Source organism: Actinoallomurus sp. CA-150999, from assembly GCF_050942425.1.
Classification (GTDB): domain Bacteria; phylum Actinomycetota; class Actinomycetes; order Streptosporangiales; family Streptosporangiaceae; genus Actinoallomurus.
The window spans coordinates 7,852,304-7,868,904 of the sequence record NZ_CP192063.1 but is presented as its reverse complement, the minus strand read 5'-3'; the positions used below and the strand labels follow the sequence as shown (position 1 = coordinate 7,868,904).

Here is a 16,601-nt window from a genome sequence, read left to right as displayed (position 1 = left end):
CCGTATTGTTTACATGCGGTACCGTACGGTGTCAATAAATGATCTTCTCGTCGCCGTGGTCCATGAGCGCGGGCTGGACGGGGCGGTCAAGAGCCGCCGTCGCTCCAGCGTGGGTTCAGCCCTCTTCGGTCTGCCGGCCTCGCTGGAAGAGGACGAACAGCCAGATCAGCGACGGCACCAGGAGCACCAGACCGACGAGGACGGAGGCCAGCGTGGCGTGCAGGACGGTGGGCTGGGCGGCGGCGTCGGCGATGGTGACGTGCGGCGGCAGGAGGATGGGGTACTGCGCGACCGGCCAGCCCCAGATCACGGCGGCGACGGCGGTGGCGGCGGTGACGCGGGCGACGGCGAACCGCCGGGCGACGAGCAGCGCCAGCGAGGCGACGCCGGCGACCGCGGACAGGACGACCACCGGGAGGGCCCGGCCGGTCAGGCCGTCGTACAGGCCGGGTGCGTCATGGCGGAGGACGAAGATGCCGCCGATCGCGATGCAGCCGGTGACCACCGCCGTGACGATCCCGCGTCGGCGGAAGGCGTCCGCGAGTTCCTCCTCACGGTGCCGGCGGGCGTCGCCGGTGAGGTAGACCGCCGCGAGGTACGCCGTGGCGCCGACGGCCAGCACGCCGCCGAGGATCGAGGTCGGGTTCCACCAGCTGCCGATCAGGTCTCCCCGGGCCAGGCCGACCGGGACGCGCCCGGACGCCACCGCGCCCGCGACCGTTCCGAGGAAGAAGGGCGTCAGCACGGAGGACAGCGCGAAGGCACCGCCGAACAGCCGCAGCTGCCACAGCTCCGTGCTGGCCTTGCGGAACGCGAACGCCGATCCCCGCGCGATGATGCCGAACGCGATCAGGGTCAGCGGGATGTACAGCGTGGAGGCCACCGACGCGAAGACCGTCGGGAAGCAGGTCCAGAACATCACGATGACGAAGACCAGCCATACGTGGTTGGCCTCCCAGACCGGTCCGATCGCGTGCTCGATGAGGCGGCGCTGGGCGAAGCCGTGTCGCGGCCCGCCCGCCAGGGCGTCCCAGAAGCCCCCGCCGAAGTCGGCGCCGCCCAGCAGCGCGTACATCGTGATCCCCGCCCAGGCCAGGATGAGCAGGGCCTGCGCGGCGGTCATGGGGTGTACTCCTCGGCCCAGCCCTCCTGGGGCGCGGTGACCGGCTGCACCCGCAGCCGGTTCAGGACGTAGACGGCCGCCACCGTCAGCACGGCGTAGACGGCGAGCACCGCGACCAGCCCGACCCAGAGCCCCGGCGCCGGGTTGACGGCGTCCGCGGTGCGCTGGTGCTGCCAGACGATCCAGGGCTGCCGGCCCACCTCGGTGGTGACCCAGCCGGCCTCCAGCGCGACGACCGCAGCCACTCCCGAGATCGCCGCCAGCCGCAGGAACCAGCGGGAACGCGGCAGGTCCCGGTGCCGCCACCAGGCGAGCGCGAGCCAGGCGCCGAGCAGGACCAGCCCGAACCCGATCGCCACCATCGCCTGGAAGCCGAGGTGGACCGGGTTGACCGGCGGCCGGTCGGTGACCGGCACCTTGTCCAGGCCCTGGACGACCGTGCCGGGCCGGTAGCCGACGAGCAGGGACAGCGCGTCCGGGATACGGACGGCGTACCGCATCCGCCCGCCGACGTACGCGCCGCCGATCGACAGGGGGACGTGCGATCCGGTGTGGTTGAGGCCCTCGATCGCGGCGAGCTTGGGCTTCTGGTTGGTCGCCAGGAACCTCGCCATCGAGTCGCCGACCACCACCTGCACGGGCGCGACGATCGCGGCGGCGGTGAACGGCAGCAGGAGACCGATGCGGTGATAGCGGTCCCGTCGGCCGCGCAGCATCCCCGCGGCGTACACGCTCGCGATGCCGAAGCCGGCGACCATGAACGCGGCCAGGACCATGTGGAGGACCTGCCGCGGCATGGCGGGATTGAACATCGCCGCCCAGGGCCGTACGTGGGTGACCTTTCCGTCCACCAGGTCGAAGCCGCGCGGCTGGTTCATCCAGGCGTTCGCCGAGACGACGAAGACCGCCGACAACACCCCTGCCACGCAGACGGGCAGGCCGGTCAGCACGTGCGCGCGCGGCGGCAGCCGGTCCCACGCGTACAGGTAGATGCCGACGAAGATCGCCTCGATGAAGAACGCGAACCCCTCCAGGGCGAACGGCAGGCCCAGCACCTGGCCGTACCTGCTCATCAGGCCGGGCCACAGCAGGCCCATCTCGAAGGAGAGGATCGTCCCGGAGACGGCGCCGACGGCGAACAGCACGCCCATGACCTTCGCCCAGCGGTGCGCGAGCCGGACGTAGTCCTCGTCGCCCGTACGGTGCCCCCGCCACTCGGCGAACACGGTGAACGCGGGCATACCCACCCCGAAGCAGGCGAGGATGATGTGCCAGCCGAGGGAGAACGCCATCTGCTCCCGGGCCGCCATCAGATCGCCCGGGGCCGCCGCGACCGCCGGCAGTGCGAGCATGAGCGGCTCCTCACCTGGTGTCAGGGCTCATCGCCGGCTACGGACCGGCGTCCAGCGGGCCGGGGTCGGCGCGTACGAACACGACATCGGCTTCGTTTACCCAGGCAGAGGGGTCCCACGCGCGTTCTCGCGGGTTCCCGGTGGATTCCGGATTCGGCCATAATCGACGGATGACCGTACGGGCGATCAAGGACGAGGAGCGCCGGGTGCGCCTCGGGGCACGGCACCACCTGGCGGATCCGGCGGACACCGTCGTCGACGTCACCCGTGCGCTGGTGGCCCTGCACGGCACCGACCCGGCGTCGGTGTACCTCGCGGCGGCGGCCCGGATGCGCGTCCCCGACGTCGGCCCCGTCGAGAAGGCGCTGTACGACGATCGCCTGCTGCTGCGGATGCTCGGCATGCGGCGGACCGTCTTCACCGTTGAGGACGAGCTGGCCCCGGTCGTCCAGGCGGCGTGCTCCAACGACGTGGCCCGGCGCGAGCGCAGGAAGACGGTGCAGTTCATCGAGCAGGCGGGGCTGGGGGACGACGCCTGGTTCCGCGAGGTGGAGGAGGCCACCGTCGCGGCGCTGCGGGCCCGCGGCGAGGCGTTCACCGCCGACCTGTCCGCCGACGTCCCGCGGCTCAAGGAACGGATCCTGCTCGGGGAGGGCAAGGCGTACGAGGCCCGGCCGACCATCGCCAACCGGGTCCTGCTCGGCCTGGCCGCCGAGGGCCGGGTCATCCGGGGCCGGCCGCGCGGGTCCTGGACGAGCAGCCAGTTCAGCTGGTCGCCGATCGAGGCGTGGCTGCCCGACGGCCTGCCGGACATTCCTGTGGACGAGGCGCGGGCGGAGCTGATCCGCCGGTGGCTCGCCGCGTACGGGCCGGGCACCGCGGCCGACCTCAAGTGGTGGACCGGCCTCACCCTCACCCAGGTCAGGAAGGCCCTGGGAGGGATCGACGTCGAGAAGGTCGACCTCGGCGGCGAGGACGGATACGTCCTGGCCGACGACGTGGACCCGGTCGGCGACCCCGGGCCGTGGGTCGCCCTGCTGCCCGCCCTCGACCCGACGGTCATGGGCTGGTCCGGGCGCGACTGGTACCTCGGGGAGCACGGCCCGCTGCTGTTCGACCGCACCGGCAACGCCGGCCCCACGGTCTGGTCCGACGGGCGGGTCGTCGGCGGCTGGGCGCAGCGCGCGGACGGCGAGGTCGTCTACCGGCTCCTGGAGGACACCGGCACGGAGGCGGCCTCCGCCGTGGCGACCGAGGCCGCCCGGCTCACCGCCTGGCTGGGACCGGTCCGCATCGCGCCGCGCGCCCGGGGCCGCTCCCCGGTGGAGACCGAGCTGGTCGCCTGACCGGGCGGCAGATCGATTAGGAGGCGGCCTGGTCCAAGGCCTTGAGGATACGTGCCGCCGACACACGAGCCGGTTATGCGCCGGCGGCCTGGTCCAGGGCCTTGAGGATGCGCTTCTCCGAGACGGGGTAGGCGGTGCCGAGCTGCTGGGCGAAGAGGCTCACCCGGAGCTCCTCCAGCATCCAGCGGACCTGCCGGATCTCGGCGTTGCCCGGCCGGGCGTCGCGGGCCCGGATGTAGGCGGCCTCGACCTGCTGCATCCGCTGCATCCGCTGGCGGTCGCCGTACGGGTCGTCGGGCAGCTTGTCGAGGCGGCGTTCGACGGCCCGCAGGTAGCGGAGGACGTCGGGCAGCCGCCGGCGGCCGGTGGCGGTGACGAAGCCGGGGAAGACCAGTCGGCCCAGCTGCGCCCGTACGTCGGTCAGCGCGGGGATCAGCGTGGGGCTGTTCGTGCTCTTCAGCCGGCGTTCGATCTCGTGTGCGGTGGCCAGGATGCGCTGGACGTGGGCGAGCACGTCGGCGGCGGTGTCGGTGAGGTCGGTCCGTACGTGGTCGGTGAGCCGCCGGAAGCCCGCCTCGTCCCAGGCCGGTCCGCCGCCGTCGGTGATCAGGTGGTCGGCGGCGCAGGCGACGCAGTCGTCCAGCAGGGCCGCGACGCTGCCGTGGGGGTTGTGGCTGAGCACCAGTTTGGCCTGGTTGTTCAGTTTGCTCTGCAGGTACTTCACCGGTGAGGGGCTGTTCAGCAGGACCAGCCGCCGGGTGCCGCGCCACATCGCCCGCTGCTGCTCGGCCTCGGTGGCGTACGTGCGCACGGCCACGCTGTCGCCCTCGTCCGTCAGCGCCGGATACGCCTTGACGCGGCCCTGCTCGTACACGCGCGGGAGCGTGCCGACGTCCCAGGTCCGCAGCCCCGTGCGCTCGAGGTCGTCGGCGGCCTCGGACAGCGTCGCCGACACCTTCGGCGCGAGCCGGCGTTTCAGCTCGGTGAGGTCCTTGCCCTCCGCCAGGGTGCGTTTCCGGTCCGTCACCCGGTAGGTGATCTTCAGGTGGTCCGGGACGCGGGACAGGTCCCACGCCTCGCGGGGGACGTCCACGCCGGTCATCGCGCGCAGCTCGCGCTCCAGCGCGTCGAGCATCGGGCCCGACCCCGGCGTGATCCGGGCGAGGACCTCGCGGGCGACGTTCGGCGCGGGGACGAAGTTGACGCGCAGCTGCTTGGGCAGTGACCGGATCAGCTCGGTCACCAGGTCCTGCCGCAGCCCGGGGATCTGCCAGGCGAACTCCTCGCCGCCGACCTGGTTGAGCACCGGCAGCGGGATGTGCACGGTCACGCCGTCGGCGTCCGTGCCCGGCTCGAACTGGTACGACAGCCGGAACCGGTGCCCGTCGGCCTGCCAGGCGTCGGGGTAGTCCTCCTGGGTCACCTCGCCGGCCGCGTCGTTGACCAGCATCGAGGTGGAGAAGTTCAGCAGTTCGGGATCGTCGCGGTGGGCCTTCTTCCACCAGCCGTCGAAGTGCCGGGCCGAGACCACGTCGGCCGGGACGCGCTCGTCGTAGAACTCGAACAGCGTCTCGTCGTCCACGACGATGTCCCGGCGCCGTGCCCGGTGCTCGAGCTCCTCGACCTCGTCCAGCAGCCGGCGGTTGTCGCGCAGGAACCGGTGGTGGGTGTCCCAGTCGCCCTCGACCAGGGCGTGGCGGATGAACAGCTCCCGGCACAGCTCCGGGTCGATCTTCGCGTAGTTCACCTTCCGCTGCGCCACGATCGGCACGCCGTACAGCGTCACCTTCTCGTACGCCATCACGGCGCCCTGGTTCTTCTCCCAGTGCGGCTCGCTGTGCGTGTGCTTGACGAGGTGGCCGGCGAGCGGCTCGACCCACTCCGGCTCGATCTTGGCGGCGATGCGCGCCCACAGCCGGGAGGTCTCGACCAGCTCCGCGGCCATCACCCAGCGGGGCGGCCGCTTGGCCAGCGCCGAACCGGGGAAGACGGCGAACCGGGCATTGCGGGCGCCGAGGTATTCGCGGGGACCGCGCCGGGCGTCGTCCTTGCCGCCGGCCTTCTTCTCGGTGTCGAGCAGGCCGATGTGCGACAGCAGACCCGCCAGCAGCGAGATGTGCACACGCTGCGGATCGGCGGGCGTGGTGTTCGGCGTGACGCCGAGGTCCTTGCCGACCTGCCGCAGCTGGCCGTGGATGTCCTGCCACTCACGGATGCGCAGGTAGTGGAGGTACTCCTGCTTGCACAGCCTGCGGAACTGGTTGCCGGACAGCTCCTTCTGCCGGTCCCGCAGGTAGTTCCAGAGGTTGACGTACGCCAGGAAGTCCGACTCCTTGTCGGCGAACCGGGCGTGCTGCTGGTCGGCGGCGGCGCGGTTCTCCGCGGGGCGCTCACGCGGGTCCTGGATGGACAGGGCGGCCGCGATCACCATGACCTCGTGCGCACAGCCGTTCCGGTCGGCCTCCAGGACCATGCGGGCCAGCCGCGGGTCGACCGGGAGCTGTGCCAGTTTGCGGCCCATCTGCGTCAGCCGGTCGCCGTCCAGCGCGCCGAGCTCCTGCAGGAGGTTCACGCCGTCCTTGACGTTGCGGCGGTCCGGCGGGTCGATGAAGGGGAATTCCTGGATGTCGCCGAGGCCGAGGTCGGTCATCTGCAGGATGACCGAGGCGAGGTTGGTGCGCAGGATCTCCGCGTCGGTGAACTCCGGCCGCGCGAGGAAGTCCTCCTCCGAGTAGAGGCGGATGCAGATGCCCTCGGAGACGCGCCCGCAGCGGCCCTTGCGCTGGTTGGCCGACGCCTGCGAGACCGGCTCGATCGGTAGGCGCTGGACCTTCGTACGGTGGCTGTAGCGGGAGATGCGGGCCGTGCCCGGGTCGATGACGTACTTGATGCCCGGGACGGTCAGCGACGTCTCCGCGACGTTGGTGGCCAGGACGATGCGCCGGCCGCGGTGCGACTGGAAGACCCGGTGCTGCTCGGCCGTCGACAACCGGGCGAACAACGGCAGCACCTCGGTGTTCTTCAGCTTCCGCTTCTCCAGAGCGTCGGCGGTGTCGCGGATCTCCCGCTCGCCCGACAGGAACACCAGGACGTCACCCGGCGGCTCGAGAGCCAGCTCGTCCACGGCCTCGAGGATCGCCTGGACCTGGTCGTCGTCCTCCTCCATCGGGCGGTAGCGCACCTCGACCGGGAAGGTGCGGCCGGACACCTCGATGATCGGAGCGTCGTCGAAGTGCTTCGAGAAGCGCTCCGGGTCGATCGTCGCCGAGGTGATGATCACCTTGAGGTCGGGGCGCTTGGGCAGCAGGTGCTTGAGGTAGCCCAGGATGAAGTCGATGTTCAGGCTGCGCTCGTGCGCCTCGTCGATGATCAGCGTGTCGTAGCGGCGCAGCATCCGGTCCCGGGCGAGCTCCGCCAGCAGGATGCCGTCGGTCATCAGCTTGACCAGAGTGTCCTCACCGGAGTGGTCGCTGAAGCGCACCTGGTAGCCGACGGTCTCGCCCAGCTCCGTGCCCAGCTCCTCGGCGATCCGGTCGGCCACCGTACGGGCGGCCAGCCGGCGCGGCTGGGTGTGCCCGATCAGGCCCTTGACGCCCCGGCCGAGCTCCAGGCAGATCTTCGGCAGCTGGGTCGTCTTGCCCGACCCGGTCTCGCCGGCGACGATGACCACCTGGTGGTCCCCGATCGCCTTGAGGATCTCGTCCTTCTTCCGGCTGACCGGCAGCGCCTCGGGATAGGTCACCTGCGGCAGCGCCGCTCGGCGCCGCGCGACGCGCCGCTCGGCGGCCTCGATCTCCGCGGCGACCTCCGTGAGGATCTTCTCCCGGGCCTCGGCGGCGCGCACCTTGCGCAGCCCGTCGAGACGACGACGCAGCCGATGCCGGTCGCGCAGCATCAGCTCGGGCAGGCGGGTATGCAGGTCGGTAATCGAAGATCCCATCGCAAGCGGAAGGATAGGCAGGCGGTCGGACAGGCCACCCACCGGCGTCCACCGTGCCCGATCCGCGGGCCCGGCGCCACTCGATTTCCATGGCCTCAGGCCGGCGGACGAGCGCCATGGTTCCAACGCCGGCTCGTCATGATCTGTTCCGGTTCGCCGGGCGGGACGCGGCCTCAGGCCTCCGACCGGACGAAGCCCGGCGAATCGGGGATCACGCTTCCAGCCAGACGAAGGCGGCGAACCGGCCGGTGCGGCCCTCGCGACGGTAGGAGTACAGCTCGGGGCTCTCGATGGTGCACCGGTCGTCGTGGCGCACGTCGGTCACGCCGGCCGTGGTGAGCTGGGCGGTGATGCCCGCCCTGATGTCGAGCGCGGGGGTGCCCTGGCGGGTCGTCGACCAGGCGGCGGGCAGTACGGCGGCGACCTCGTCGCGCAGCTCGGCGGACACCTCATAGCAGGCACCGCAGGCGTTCGGGCCGATCAGTGCCACCATCCGGGCCGGATCGGCGCCCCGCTCCGCCATCGCCTCGACCAGCGCGGGAACGACCCCGGCGGCCGTGCCGGCACGCCCCGCGTGGGCGCCGCCGACCAGCCGCGCCTCCGGATCGGCCACGACCACCGGCGCGCAGTCCGCGACGAGCACCGCCAGCGCCAGGCCCGGCACGTCCGTGCAGACGCCGTCGAGACCGGGCGGATCGTCCCCGAACGGCCCGGTGACGTACCGGACGTCGGGGCTGTGCACCTGGCGCATGTAGACGACCTGCTCGACGCCGAGCTCGGCGGCGGTCTTGGCGCGGTTCTCCCGGACCGCGGCGGGATCGTCCCCGGCCGCGCCGCCCAGGTTGCGCGAGTCGTACGGCGCGGAACTCGTCCCGCCGGACCGGTCGGTGATGACGGCACCCACACCGTCGGCCAGCTGCATCAGGCGCTCCTCCTCACTGCCGGTCCGACGTTACCAAGTGCGTCACCGGCTCCGCCCGGCTCAGGCGCTGTTGACAAGTGATCATGTCGGGGATCTAAAGTACTAGTCTCCTAGATGAATGGAGTGCTAGTGATCCAGTTCCATCTGGACGCTCGGTCCGGGCTCTCGCCGTACCAGCAGCTGGTCCAGCAGGTGCGCCACGCCCTGCGGCTGGGCCTGCTGCGGGAGGGCGACCGGCTCCCGACCGTCAAGGACGTCGTGGCCAACCTGGCCATCAACCCCAATACCGTGCTCAAGGCCTACCGGGAGCTCGAACACGAGGGCCTGGTCGCCCCGCGCCCGGGCATCGGGACCTTCGTGACCCGCACGCTGGTCGACTCCACGCTGGCCGCCCACGGCCCGCTCCGTAAGGATCTCCGTCGCTGGCTGGCCAAGGCGCGGCTCGCCGGGCTCGACGACGAGAGCATCGAAGCCCTCTTCATGGCCACTTTCCGGGCCGCCGAGCAGGAGGACATCGCGTGACCGCCGTCCTCCGGGCCCGGGGACTGGGCAAGCGGTACGGCCGGCGCTGGGCGCTGTCCGACTGCACGGTGGAGATCCCGGCCGGGCACGTGACCGGGCTGGTCGGCCCGAACGGCGCCGGGAAGAGCACGCTGCTCAACCTCGCCGCGGGCATGCTGGCGCCGACGGCCGGAACCATCGAGGTATGCGGAGGCCGGCCCGGTGGGGGAGCGGAGCAACTGGCCAAGGTCGGCTTCGTGGCCCAGGACACCCCGACCTACGGCGCGTTGAGCGTCGCCGATCACCTCCGGCTCGGCGCCCGGCTCAACCCGCGGTGGGACGACGCCGTGGCGCGTACGCGCATCGAGCGGCTGGGACTGGACCCCGCGCAGCGAGCGGGCAGGCTGTCGGGCGGTCAGCGCGCCCAGCTCGCCCTCACTCTCGGCATCGCCAAGCGTCCCGAACTCCTTCTCCTCGATGAGCCGGTCGCGGCCCTCGACCCGCTCGCCCGGCGTGAGTTCCTGCAGGACCTGATGGAGGCCGTCGCCGAGCACGAGCTCAGCGTCGTGCTGTCCTCGCACGTGGTCGCCGACCTCGAACGCGTCTGCGACCACCTCGTCGTGCTCAGCGCATCGCGCGTCCAGGTGGCCGGCGAGGTCGACGAGCTGCTGGCCGCCCACCACCGCCTCACCGGGCCACGTCGCGACCCCGCCACCCTCCCCGCGGATCAGCACGTCGTCACCGCCGACCACACCGAACGGCAGACCACCCTGCTCGTGCGCACCGACGGCCCGATCCACGACCCCTCCTGGACGGCGAGCCAGGTCGGTCTGGAAGACCTCGTCCTGGCCTACATGAGCCGACCCGGCATCGGCCACGACGAGCGTCCCGCCCTGGAGGTGGTCCGGTGATCTGGCTGACCTGGCGTCAGTTCCGTGCGCAGGCCGCGGTGCTGTACGCCGCTCTCGCCGCGCTCGGCGTCCTCCTGCTGGTCACCGGCCTACGACTGCACTCCGGTTCCGGCGCCGTCCTTGACCGGTTCAGCGGCGGCGGCACCTACCAGGCGGTGTACCTGCTCGGTCTGGCGGCCGTTCTCGCGGCACCGGCCGTCATCGGCGTCTTCTGGGGCGCACCGCTGATCACCCGGGAACTGGACTCCGGCACCCACCGGCTGGTGTGGAACCAGAGCGTCACCCGCACCGGCTGGCTGGCGAGCAAGCTGGCGGTCGTCGGCCTGGCGGCCGTGACCGCCACAGGGGCGCTCAGCCTCATGACCACCTGGTGGTCCGCACCGATCACCCGAGCCGCCACCGGCGGGCACGTGCCGAGCTCCTCCGGGCTCCCTGGTTTTGCGAGCGAGCGGTTCTCGCCCGTCTCGTTCGCAGCCCACGGCGTCGTCCCGATCGGCTACGCGGCGTTCGCCTTCACCCTCGGCGTCACCGTCGGAGCCGTCGTCCGCCGTACGCTGCCGGCCATCGCGGCAACGCTCGCCCTCTTCGTCGCCGTACAGGTCGCCGTGCCCTTCTGGATCCGGCCGCACCTCATCACGCCCGCGCGTCTCACCACCGAGATCACAACGGCCAACCTGCGCGGATTCATGGCCTCCGGGCCCGGCGCGCCGGCCCACGTGACCGTGTCCATCGGCAAGCCGGGCGCATGGATCATCTCCAACCAGACCCTCGACCCCGCCGGCCGCGTCATCGACGCCCTGCCCGCATGGGCGACGAACTGCGCGCCACCACCCGGACAGCCGGGCACGACGGCACAGCGGGAGTGCTTCGCCAAGCTCTCCGACCTCGGCTACCGGCAGCTCGTGACCTACCAGCCCGCCGATCATTACTGGGCCCTCCAATGGGCCGAGACCGCGACGTTCCTCACGGCCGCCTTGGCCCTGACCGGGCTCTGCTTCTGGCGGATCCGCCGCCTGACCTGACAGACGCCCGCAACGGATCGACCCGGGTGCCGACGACGGCTCCCTGGGCGCTCCGTCGTGCCCTCCATCCCGTCGTACGACGGCTCGCTGGGTGCTCCAGCCTGCCCACCATTCCGTCATCCCGAAAGGACCGATATCTCATGGCCTCTGCCTTCAAGCTCGTGCCGCGTCATCCGCTCCCGGGCCTGGTCGCCGTCGGGTTTCTGGCCCTCGTGACCTCCGCCTGCTCCGCGCCTGCCACTTCCGCGCCCACGGCCGCATCCGCCTCCGTCGCCGCTTCGGCGTCGCCGGGCGGCACACCGTCCCTGCCGAAGCCCACCGGCCCCCACCCCGTCGGCATGACGTCCCTCTATCTGAAGGACACCTCTCGTCCCGATCCCTGGGTCCCCACGGCCAAGGCCCGGGAGCTCATGGTCTCCCTGTGGTATCCGGCGAAGTCCCGGACCGGACGGCGGGCACCGTACGTGACGGCGAAGGAGTCGGAGCTCATCCTGAAAGGGGCGGAGATCACCAGTGTGCCGTCCGACGCGCTGAGCAAGACACGGACCAACGCGTTCAGCGACGCGAAACCGGCGGGACGCGATCGGAGCATGCCCCTCGTGGTGCTCTCCCCGGGCCTGAGCGAGCCCCGCAGCTCTCTCGCGGCCCTCGGCGAGGACCTGGCGAGCAGGGGTTACGTGGCCGTTGGCATCGACCACACGTACGAGAGCCTCGCCACGACGTTCCCCGACGGGCGGGTCACGACGTGCGTGGCGTGCGACGTCCGCAAGGGCCCGGCGTTCGACGAGAAGCTGGCGACGAGCCGGGCGGCCGACGTCTCCTTCGTCCTCGACGAGCTGACCGGGCCACACCCCGAGTGGAAGGGCGCTTCGCTCATCGACCCGTCCCGGATCGCGATGGCGGGCCACTCGGCGGGAGGCGCGAGCGCCATCGCCGCGATGCTGAAGGACCGCCGGGTGCGCGCCGGGATCGACATGGACGGAACCATGTTGACCACGATTCCGCAGACCGGGCTGTCACGTCCGTTCCTGTTCCTGGGCACTCAGGCGAAGCACAGTCCCGGAGGCGTGGACACCACGTGGGACCGTGACTGGAGACTCCTCACCGGCTGGCGGCGCTGGCTCGTGGTGGCCGGCGCCGAGCACGCGTCCTTCACCGACGATTCGCTGCTGGTGGAGCAGCTCGGCGTCTACCGCAACGCCGAGCTGCCAGGAGCCCGTGCCCTGCAGATCACCCGCACCTACGTCGGCGCCTTCTTCGACCTGCACCTGCGCCACCGATCGCAACCCCTGCTGGACAGGCCGTCGCCGCGCTTCCCCGAGGTCAGGATCTGCGTTCCGGACACGAAGACCTGCGGGTAGCGGCCCACAGGTCGAGGTGGTGCCTCAGCCGGCGCCCGCGCCGGATCCGTGTGCCGCCGCCCAGGCGGCGAGGATCCGGCGCTCCTTCTCGTGGTCGATGCCCTGACCGCGCTCGGCGGCCCGGTCGGCGGCGACGTTCTCGTCCCGGATCCAGGCCCACGTGTCGCGGACGGTCTCGGCGACCGGACGGCAGCGCAGTCCGGCCCGGAGCGCCTTGTCCGAGGACGGCAGCCAGACGCCCGCCATCTCGGGGCCATGCGGCGCCCACATCGGCAGTTCGGTCCATTCCGCCACGCCCCGCTCGAGCAGGAACGCGTCGTCCACCCAGACCGGTGCGGCGTCCGAGCCGGTGGCGCGGACGCACTCCTCCAGCAGCGTGCCGAAGGCGGTGTTGCCCGGGACCCCGCTCACCAGGAAACGGCCCGTCGTTCCGGCCGTCAGCCGGTCCAGGCCGAACGCCGCGATGTCGCGGGCGTCGACCAGCTGCATCGCCCGGCCGGGGTCGCCCGGCGCGAGGACGGGGCCTCCGGACGCGATCCGCGTCAGCCACCAGGTCAGCCGCGGCACCTGTTCACGCGGCCCCGTGATCAGGCCGGGGTTGAGGATGAGGACCCGGCCGTCGAAGCCGGCCTCGACGGCGCGTTCGCAGCCGGCCTTGAGCGCGTTGTACGGGACGTCGGAGTCCGGACCGGCGTCGGACGGACAGGGGTGCAGCGCGGAGCCCTCGTCCACCCGGTGCTCCGGCCAGTCGGCGTAGGCGTGGATGGACGAGACGAACAGGTAGGCGTCCGCGTGGCCCGACAGTGCTCGCGCCGATCGTCCGACGACCTGGGGGACGTACCCGCAGGTGTCGACGACGGCGTCCCAGCGCCGCCCCTCGACCAGCCGGCGCAGGTCGTCGTCGTTCTCCCGGTCGCCCCGGACGATCTCCACGCCCGGCACGTCCGTACCGCTCCGCCCTCGGTTGAAGGTGGTCACCAGGTCTCCTTGCCGGAGCGCCTCCGAAACGAACGCGTGCCCCAGGAACACCGAACCGCCGAGTACGAGAAGTCGCATGATCGCATCCTGTCGGCCGTCGACGGCGCGTCGGCGCGATGTTCTCCCGGGGCGGAAGGCGTTCTCTGCGAGCGAAAGGGACCCACGGGCCTCGTTCTCCGAGACGGCGCCTTCCGCGAGCGGACGACGCCCGGGGATCTCGGGCTTCCGCTGAGTGGAAGGCCGGTCGCGGCCGTGCCGGTGGCGATTGGCAGGGTAGGGGACATGGACAAGGTGCTTCCCACGGCGGCGGAGGCGGTGGCGGACATCGGCGACGGCGCGTCGATCGCGGTCGGCGGGTTCGGACTGTGCGGCGTTCCGCTCGTCTTGATCGACGCGCTGCTCGAGCGGGGGAGTTCGGGGCTGTCGATCGTCTCGAACAACTGCGGCACGATCGGGCGCGGTCTGGGGCGTCTGCTGGACGCCGGCCGGATCACGCGGGCGATGGGCTCGTACGTCGGAGAGAACAAGGAACTGGCCCGCCGGTACCTGACCGGGCAGATCGAACTCGAACTGGTGCCGCAGGGCACGCTGTCCGAGCGGCTGCGCGCGGGCGGGTGCGGGATCCCGGCGTTCTACACCCCGGCGGGCGTGGGCACGCTCGTCGCGGAAGGCGGACTGCCGTGGCGGTACGGATCGGAGGGCGAGGTCGTGGTGGCCTCCCCGCCGAAGGAGGTCCGTGAGTTCGGCGGTCGCGAGTACGTCCTGGAGGAGAGCGTCCGCACCGACTTCGCCCTCGTCCGTGCCGCCCGCGGGGATCGCCACGGCAACCTGGTGTTCGACAAGGCCGCCCGCAACTTCAATCCGCTGTGCGCCATGGCCGCCACGACCGCGATCGCCGAGGTCGAGGAGTTGGTCGACTTCCTCGACCCGGACGAGGTGCACCTGCCGGGCATCTTCGTCCGGCGCGTCGTCGCGCTGACCCCCGAACAGGCCGCCGACAAACCGATCGAGAAGCGCACGGTGACCCGGAGTGAGTGAGAAGGCCGAGCGACCATTGAGCAGGAGTGAGGCCGCCGCAGCGAGCGGAGTGGTCGGGTGAGGGACGAGTCCGGCCGCGGAGTGAGTGAGAAGGCCGAGCGACCATTGAGCAGGAGCGGACGTTGAGCTGGAGCAGGGATGAGATCGCCGTTCGGGCGGCGGCGGAGCTGACCGACGGGATGTACGTCAACCTGGGCATCGGGCTGCCGACGCTCATCCCCGGGCATCTGCCCGCGGGCATCGACGTCGTCGTCCACTCGGAGAACGGCGTCCTGGGGGTCGGGCCGTACCCGGCCGAGGACGCGGTCGACCCTGACCTGATCAACGCGGGCAAGGAGACCGTGACGGTCCGGCCCGGAGCCTCCTTCTTCGACTCGGCGTTGTCGTTCGGGATGATCCGCGGCGGGCACGTGGACGTGGCCGTGCTCGGCGCCATGCAGGTGTCCGCGCGCGGCGACCTGGCGAACTGGGCCGTCCCCGGAAAAATGATCAAGGGGATGGGCGGTGCGATGGACCTGGTCCACGGCGCCCGCCGGGTGATCGTGGTGATGGAGCACACCGCCAAGGACGGCAGCCCCAAGGTCGTCAAGGAGTGCTCGCTGCCGCTGACGGGCGCGGCGTGCGTGCAACGGATCATCACCGACCTCGGTGTCCTGGACGTCACCCCCGAAGGACTGGTCCTGGTCGAGACCGCACCGGGCGTGAGCGAGCAGGAGATCCGCGCCCGGACCGAACCACCGATCGGAGCACCTCGATGACCGACCCGAACCCGCCGTACCTCTACCCGCCGTACGGGAGCACACCGCTGCGGGCGCCGGCACAGCCACTGGTGATGCCGAAGTACGGACCCGACGCCATCGAGCTGTCCAGCCCGGTCTTCGGCCATGAGGAGCTCGGTCTGCTCGACGACGACCTGACCGAGCAGCACTCCGGCGAGCCGCTGGGCGAGCGGATCATCGTGACCGGCCGGGTCCTCGACTCCGGCGGCCGTCCGGTGCCGGGTGCGCTGGTGGAGGTCTGGCAGACCAACGCCGCCGGCCGGTACGTCCACCTCCGCGACCAGCATCCGGCGCCGCTCGACCCGAACTTCACCGGCGCGGGCCGCTGCCTCACCGACGCCGACGGCCGGTACCGCTTCGTCACGATCAAGCCGGGTGCCTACCCGTGGCGGAACCACCACAACGCCTGGCGACCCGCGCACATCCACTTCTCGGTGTTCGGCACGGCGTTCACCCAGCGGCTGATCACCCAGATGTACTTCCCCGGCGACCCGCTCTTCGCCTACGACCCGATCTTCCAGTCGATCCCCGACGAGAAGGACCGGGAGCGCCTGATCTCCCGGCTCGACATGGACACGACCGTGCCGGAGTGGGCCCTGGGCTACCAGTGGGACATCGTCCTCGGCGCGACCCCGATGGAGGCCTGATGACCACCACCCCGTCGCAGACCGTCGGCCCGTTCTTCGGCTACGCCCTCCCGTACGCCGACGGCCCGTACGTCGTCCCGGAGTGGCATCCGGACGCGATCCGGATCCGCGGCCGGATCCTGGACGGCGCCGGCGAGCCGCTGCCGGACGCGCTGGTGGAGATCTGGCAGGCCGACGCCGAGGGCCATGTGCCGCGCAATGCCGGCGCGCTGCGGCGGGCCGGCAACGACTTCTCCGGGTTCGGCCGCTGCGGGACCGACGCGGCCGGGAACTACTGGTTCTCCACGGTGAAGCCGGGCGGCCCGGCCCCGCACATCGCGATGCTGATCTTCGCCCGGGGCCTGCTCAAACCGGTGGCGACCCGCGTCTACTTCCCCGACGAGCCGGGCAACGCCACGGATCCGGTCCTGTCCGTGGTGCCGCCGGACCGCCGTGACACGCTGGTCGCGGTACGGGAGGGCGACCGGTCCTACCGTTTCGACGTGCACCTGCGCGGGGAACGGGAGACGGTCTTCTTCGAGCGGTACTTCGGCGGTTGATCAGCGGAAGGGGAGACGGTCCGCGCGGTTCTTCACCGACCGATCCGACACGCACCCGTGAGCGGGGGAGGCCTCCCAGAGGTCCTTCCTTGGCCGATCCGGTGCGTACCTGTGAGCGGGGGAAGGGGAGGCTTCCCAGGGG

General features: G+C 71.5%; 14 protein-coding genes. 9 read left to right on the top strand and 5 right to left on the bottom strand.

Annotated features, from left to right (window positions below; genetic code table 11):
* Window positions 1-115: 115 nt before the first annotated feature.
* Window positions 116-1,123, bottom strand: a complete 1,008-nt coding sequence (locus tag ACQP2O_RS36400; protein WP_433173184.1) for a cytochrome d ubiquinol oxidase subunit II — start codon at window positions 1,121-1,123, stop codon at window positions 116-118.
* Window positions 1,120-2,475, bottom strand: a complete 1,356-nt coding sequence (locus ACQP2O_RS36395) for a cytochrome ubiquinol oxidase subunit I (protein WP_433173182.1) — start codon at window positions 2,473-2,475, stop codon at window positions 1,120-1,122. Before ACQP2O_RS36395 ends, ACQP2O_RS36400 begins: the two co-directional genes overlap by 4 nt.
* A 170-nt stretch (window positions 2,476-2,645) precedes the next feature.
* Between ACQP2O_RS36395 and ACQP2O_RS36390 the strand changes: the two genes are divergently transcribed.
* Window positions 2,646-3,821: a winged helix DNA-binding domain-containing protein gene (locus ACQP2O_RS36390; protein ID WP_433173180.1), complete on the top strand. Its 1,176-nt coding sequence runs from the start codon at window positions 2,646-2,648 to the stop codon at window positions 3,819-3,821.
* 73 nt (window positions 3,822-3,894) lie between these two features.
* On the opposite strand, the gene hrpA is transcribed toward ACQP2O_RS36390, so the two are convergent.
* The gene (gene hrpA / locus ACQP2O_RS36385; protein WP_433173178.1) at window positions 3,895-7,761 is read right to left on the bottom strand and encodes an ATP-dependent RNA helicase HrpA; all 3,867 of its coding nucleotides are present in this window, start codon (window positions 7,759-7,761) and stop codon (window positions 3,895-3,897) included.
* A 211-nt stretch (window positions 7,762-7,972) separates the two neighbouring features.
* Entirely contained in the window at window positions 7,973-8,683 is a 711-nt protein-coding gene (gene pgeF / locus ACQP2O_RS36380) for a peptidoglycan editing factor PgeF (RefSeq protein ID WP_433173176.1), read from the bottom strand.
* Between the two features lie 129 nt (window positions 8,684-8,812).
* Here pgeF and ACQP2O_RS36375 point away from each other — a divergent pair, with 129 nt between their 5' ends.
* The 4 genes from ACQP2O_RS36375 (at window position 8,813) to ACQP2O_RS36360 (ending at window position 12,478) form a co-directional block, all read left to right on the top strand.
* Window positions 8,813-9,205, top strand: coding sequence for a GntR family transcriptional regulator (locus ACQP2O_RS36375; RefSeq protein ID WP_433173174.1), 393 nt, complete (start codon window positions 8,813-8,815; stop codon window positions 9,203-9,205).
* A complete protein-coding gene (locus ACQP2O_RS36370; protein ID WP_433173172.1) occupies window positions 9,202-10,095 on the top strand; it encodes an ABC transporter ATP-binding protein in 894 nt (297 codons plus the stop codon). The genes ACQP2O_RS36375 and ACQP2O_RS36370 overlap by 4 nt, the downstream gene beginning before the upstream one ends.
* Window positions 10,092-11,117: an ABC transporter permease gene (locus tag ACQP2O_RS36365; RefSeq protein ID WP_433173170.1), complete on the top strand. Its 1,026-nt coding sequence runs from the start codon at window positions 10,092-10,094 to the stop codon at window positions 11,115-11,117. Before ACQP2O_RS36370 ends, ACQP2O_RS36365 begins: the two co-directional genes overlap by 4 nt.
* A 140-nt stretch (window positions 11,118-11,257) precedes the next feature.
* Window positions 11,258-12,478, top strand: a complete 1,221-nt coding sequence (locus ACQP2O_RS36360; protein ID WP_433173168.1) for an alpha/beta hydrolase family protein — start codon at window positions 11,258-11,260, stop codon at window positions 12,476-12,478.
* Between the two features lie 24 nt (window positions 12,479-12,502).
* Here ACQP2O_RS36360 and ACQP2O_RS36355 read toward each other — a convergent pair whose 3' ends face one another.
* Window positions 12,503-13,534, bottom strand: coding sequence for an NAD-dependent epimerase/dehydratase family protein (locus ACQP2O_RS36355; RefSeq protein WP_433173166.1), 1,032 nt, complete (start codon window positions 13,532-13,534; stop codon window positions 12,503-12,505).
* A gap of 204 nt (window positions 13,535-13,738) precedes the next feature.
* On the opposite strand from ACQP2O_RS36355, the gene ACQP2O_RS36350 reads away from it, so the two are divergent.
* The 4 genes from ACQP2O_RS36350 (at window position 13,739) to pcaG (ending at window position 16,459) form a co-directional block, all read left to right on the top strand.
* Window positions 13,739-14,494, top strand: a complete 756-nt coding sequence (locus tag ACQP2O_RS36350; RefSeq protein WP_433173163.1) for a CoA transferase subunit A — start codon at window positions 13,739-13,741, stop codon at window positions 14,492-14,494.
* A gap of 122 nt (window positions 14,495-14,616) precedes the next feature.
* Window positions 14,617-15,252, top strand: coding sequence for a CoA transferase subunit B (locus tag ACQP2O_RS36345; RefSeq protein WP_360876903.1), 636 nt, complete (start codon window positions 14,617-14,619; stop codon window positions 15,250-15,252).
* Window positions 15,249-15,920, top strand: coding sequence for a protocatechuate 3,4-dioxygenase subunit beta (gene pcaH / locus ACQP2O_RS36340; protein ID WP_433173161.1), 672 nt, complete (start codon window positions 15,249-15,251; stop codon window positions 15,918-15,920). The genes ACQP2O_RS36345 and pcaH overlap by 4 nt, the downstream gene beginning before the upstream one ends.
* A complete protein-coding gene (gene pcaG, locus ACQP2O_RS36335; RefSeq protein WP_433173159.1) occupies window positions 15,920-16,459 on the top strand; it encodes a protocatechuate 3,4-dioxygenase subunit alpha in 540 nt (179 codons plus the stop codon). Before pcaH ends, pcaG begins: the two co-directional genes overlap by 1 nt.
* Window positions 16,460-16,601: the final 142 nt, after the last annotated feature.

Bases quoted from the DNA above. Each gene is read 5' to 3' on its own strand.
- ACQP2O_RS36395 (WP_433173182.1), bottom strand. From the start codon at position 2,475: ATGCTCGCACTGCCGGCGGTCGCGGCGGCCCCGGGCGATCTGATGGCG.
- ACQP2O_RS36390 (WP_433173180.1), top strand. From the start codon at position 2,646: ATGACCGTACGGGCGATCAAGGACGAGGAGCGCCGGGTGCGCCTCGGG.
- ACQP2O_RS36350 (WP_433173163.1), top strand. From the start codon at position 13,739: ATGGACAAGGTGCTTCCCACGGCGGCGGAGGCGGTGGCGGACATCGGC.
- pcaG (WP_433173159.1), top strand. From the start codon at position 15,920: ATGACCACCACCCCGTCGCAGACCGTCGGCCCGTTCTTCGGCTACGCC.
- hrpA (WP_433173178.1), bottom strand. From the start codon at position 7,761: ATGGGATCTTCGATTACCGACCTGCATACCCGCCTGCCCGAGCTGATG.
- ACQP2O_RS36355 (WP_433173166.1), bottom strand. From the start codon at position 13,534: ATGCGACTTCTCGTACTCGGCGGTTCGGTGTTCCTGGGGCACGCGTTC.
- ACQP2O_RS36360 (WP_433173168.1), top strand. From the start codon at position 11,258: ATGGCCTCTGCCTTCAAGCTCGTGCCGCGTCATCCGCTCCCGGGCCTG.
- pgeF (WP_433173176.1), bottom strand. From the start codon at position 8,683: ATGCAGCTGGCCGACGGTGTGGGTGCCGTCATCACCGACCGGTCCGGC.
- pcaH (WP_433173161.1), top strand. From the start codon at position 15,249: ATGACCGACCCGAACCCGCCGTACCTCTACCCGCCGTACGGGAGCACA.
- ACQP2O_RS36400 (WP_433173184.1), bottom strand. From the start codon at position 1,123: ATGACCGCCGCGCAGGCCCTGCTCATCCTGGCCTGGGCGGGGATCACG.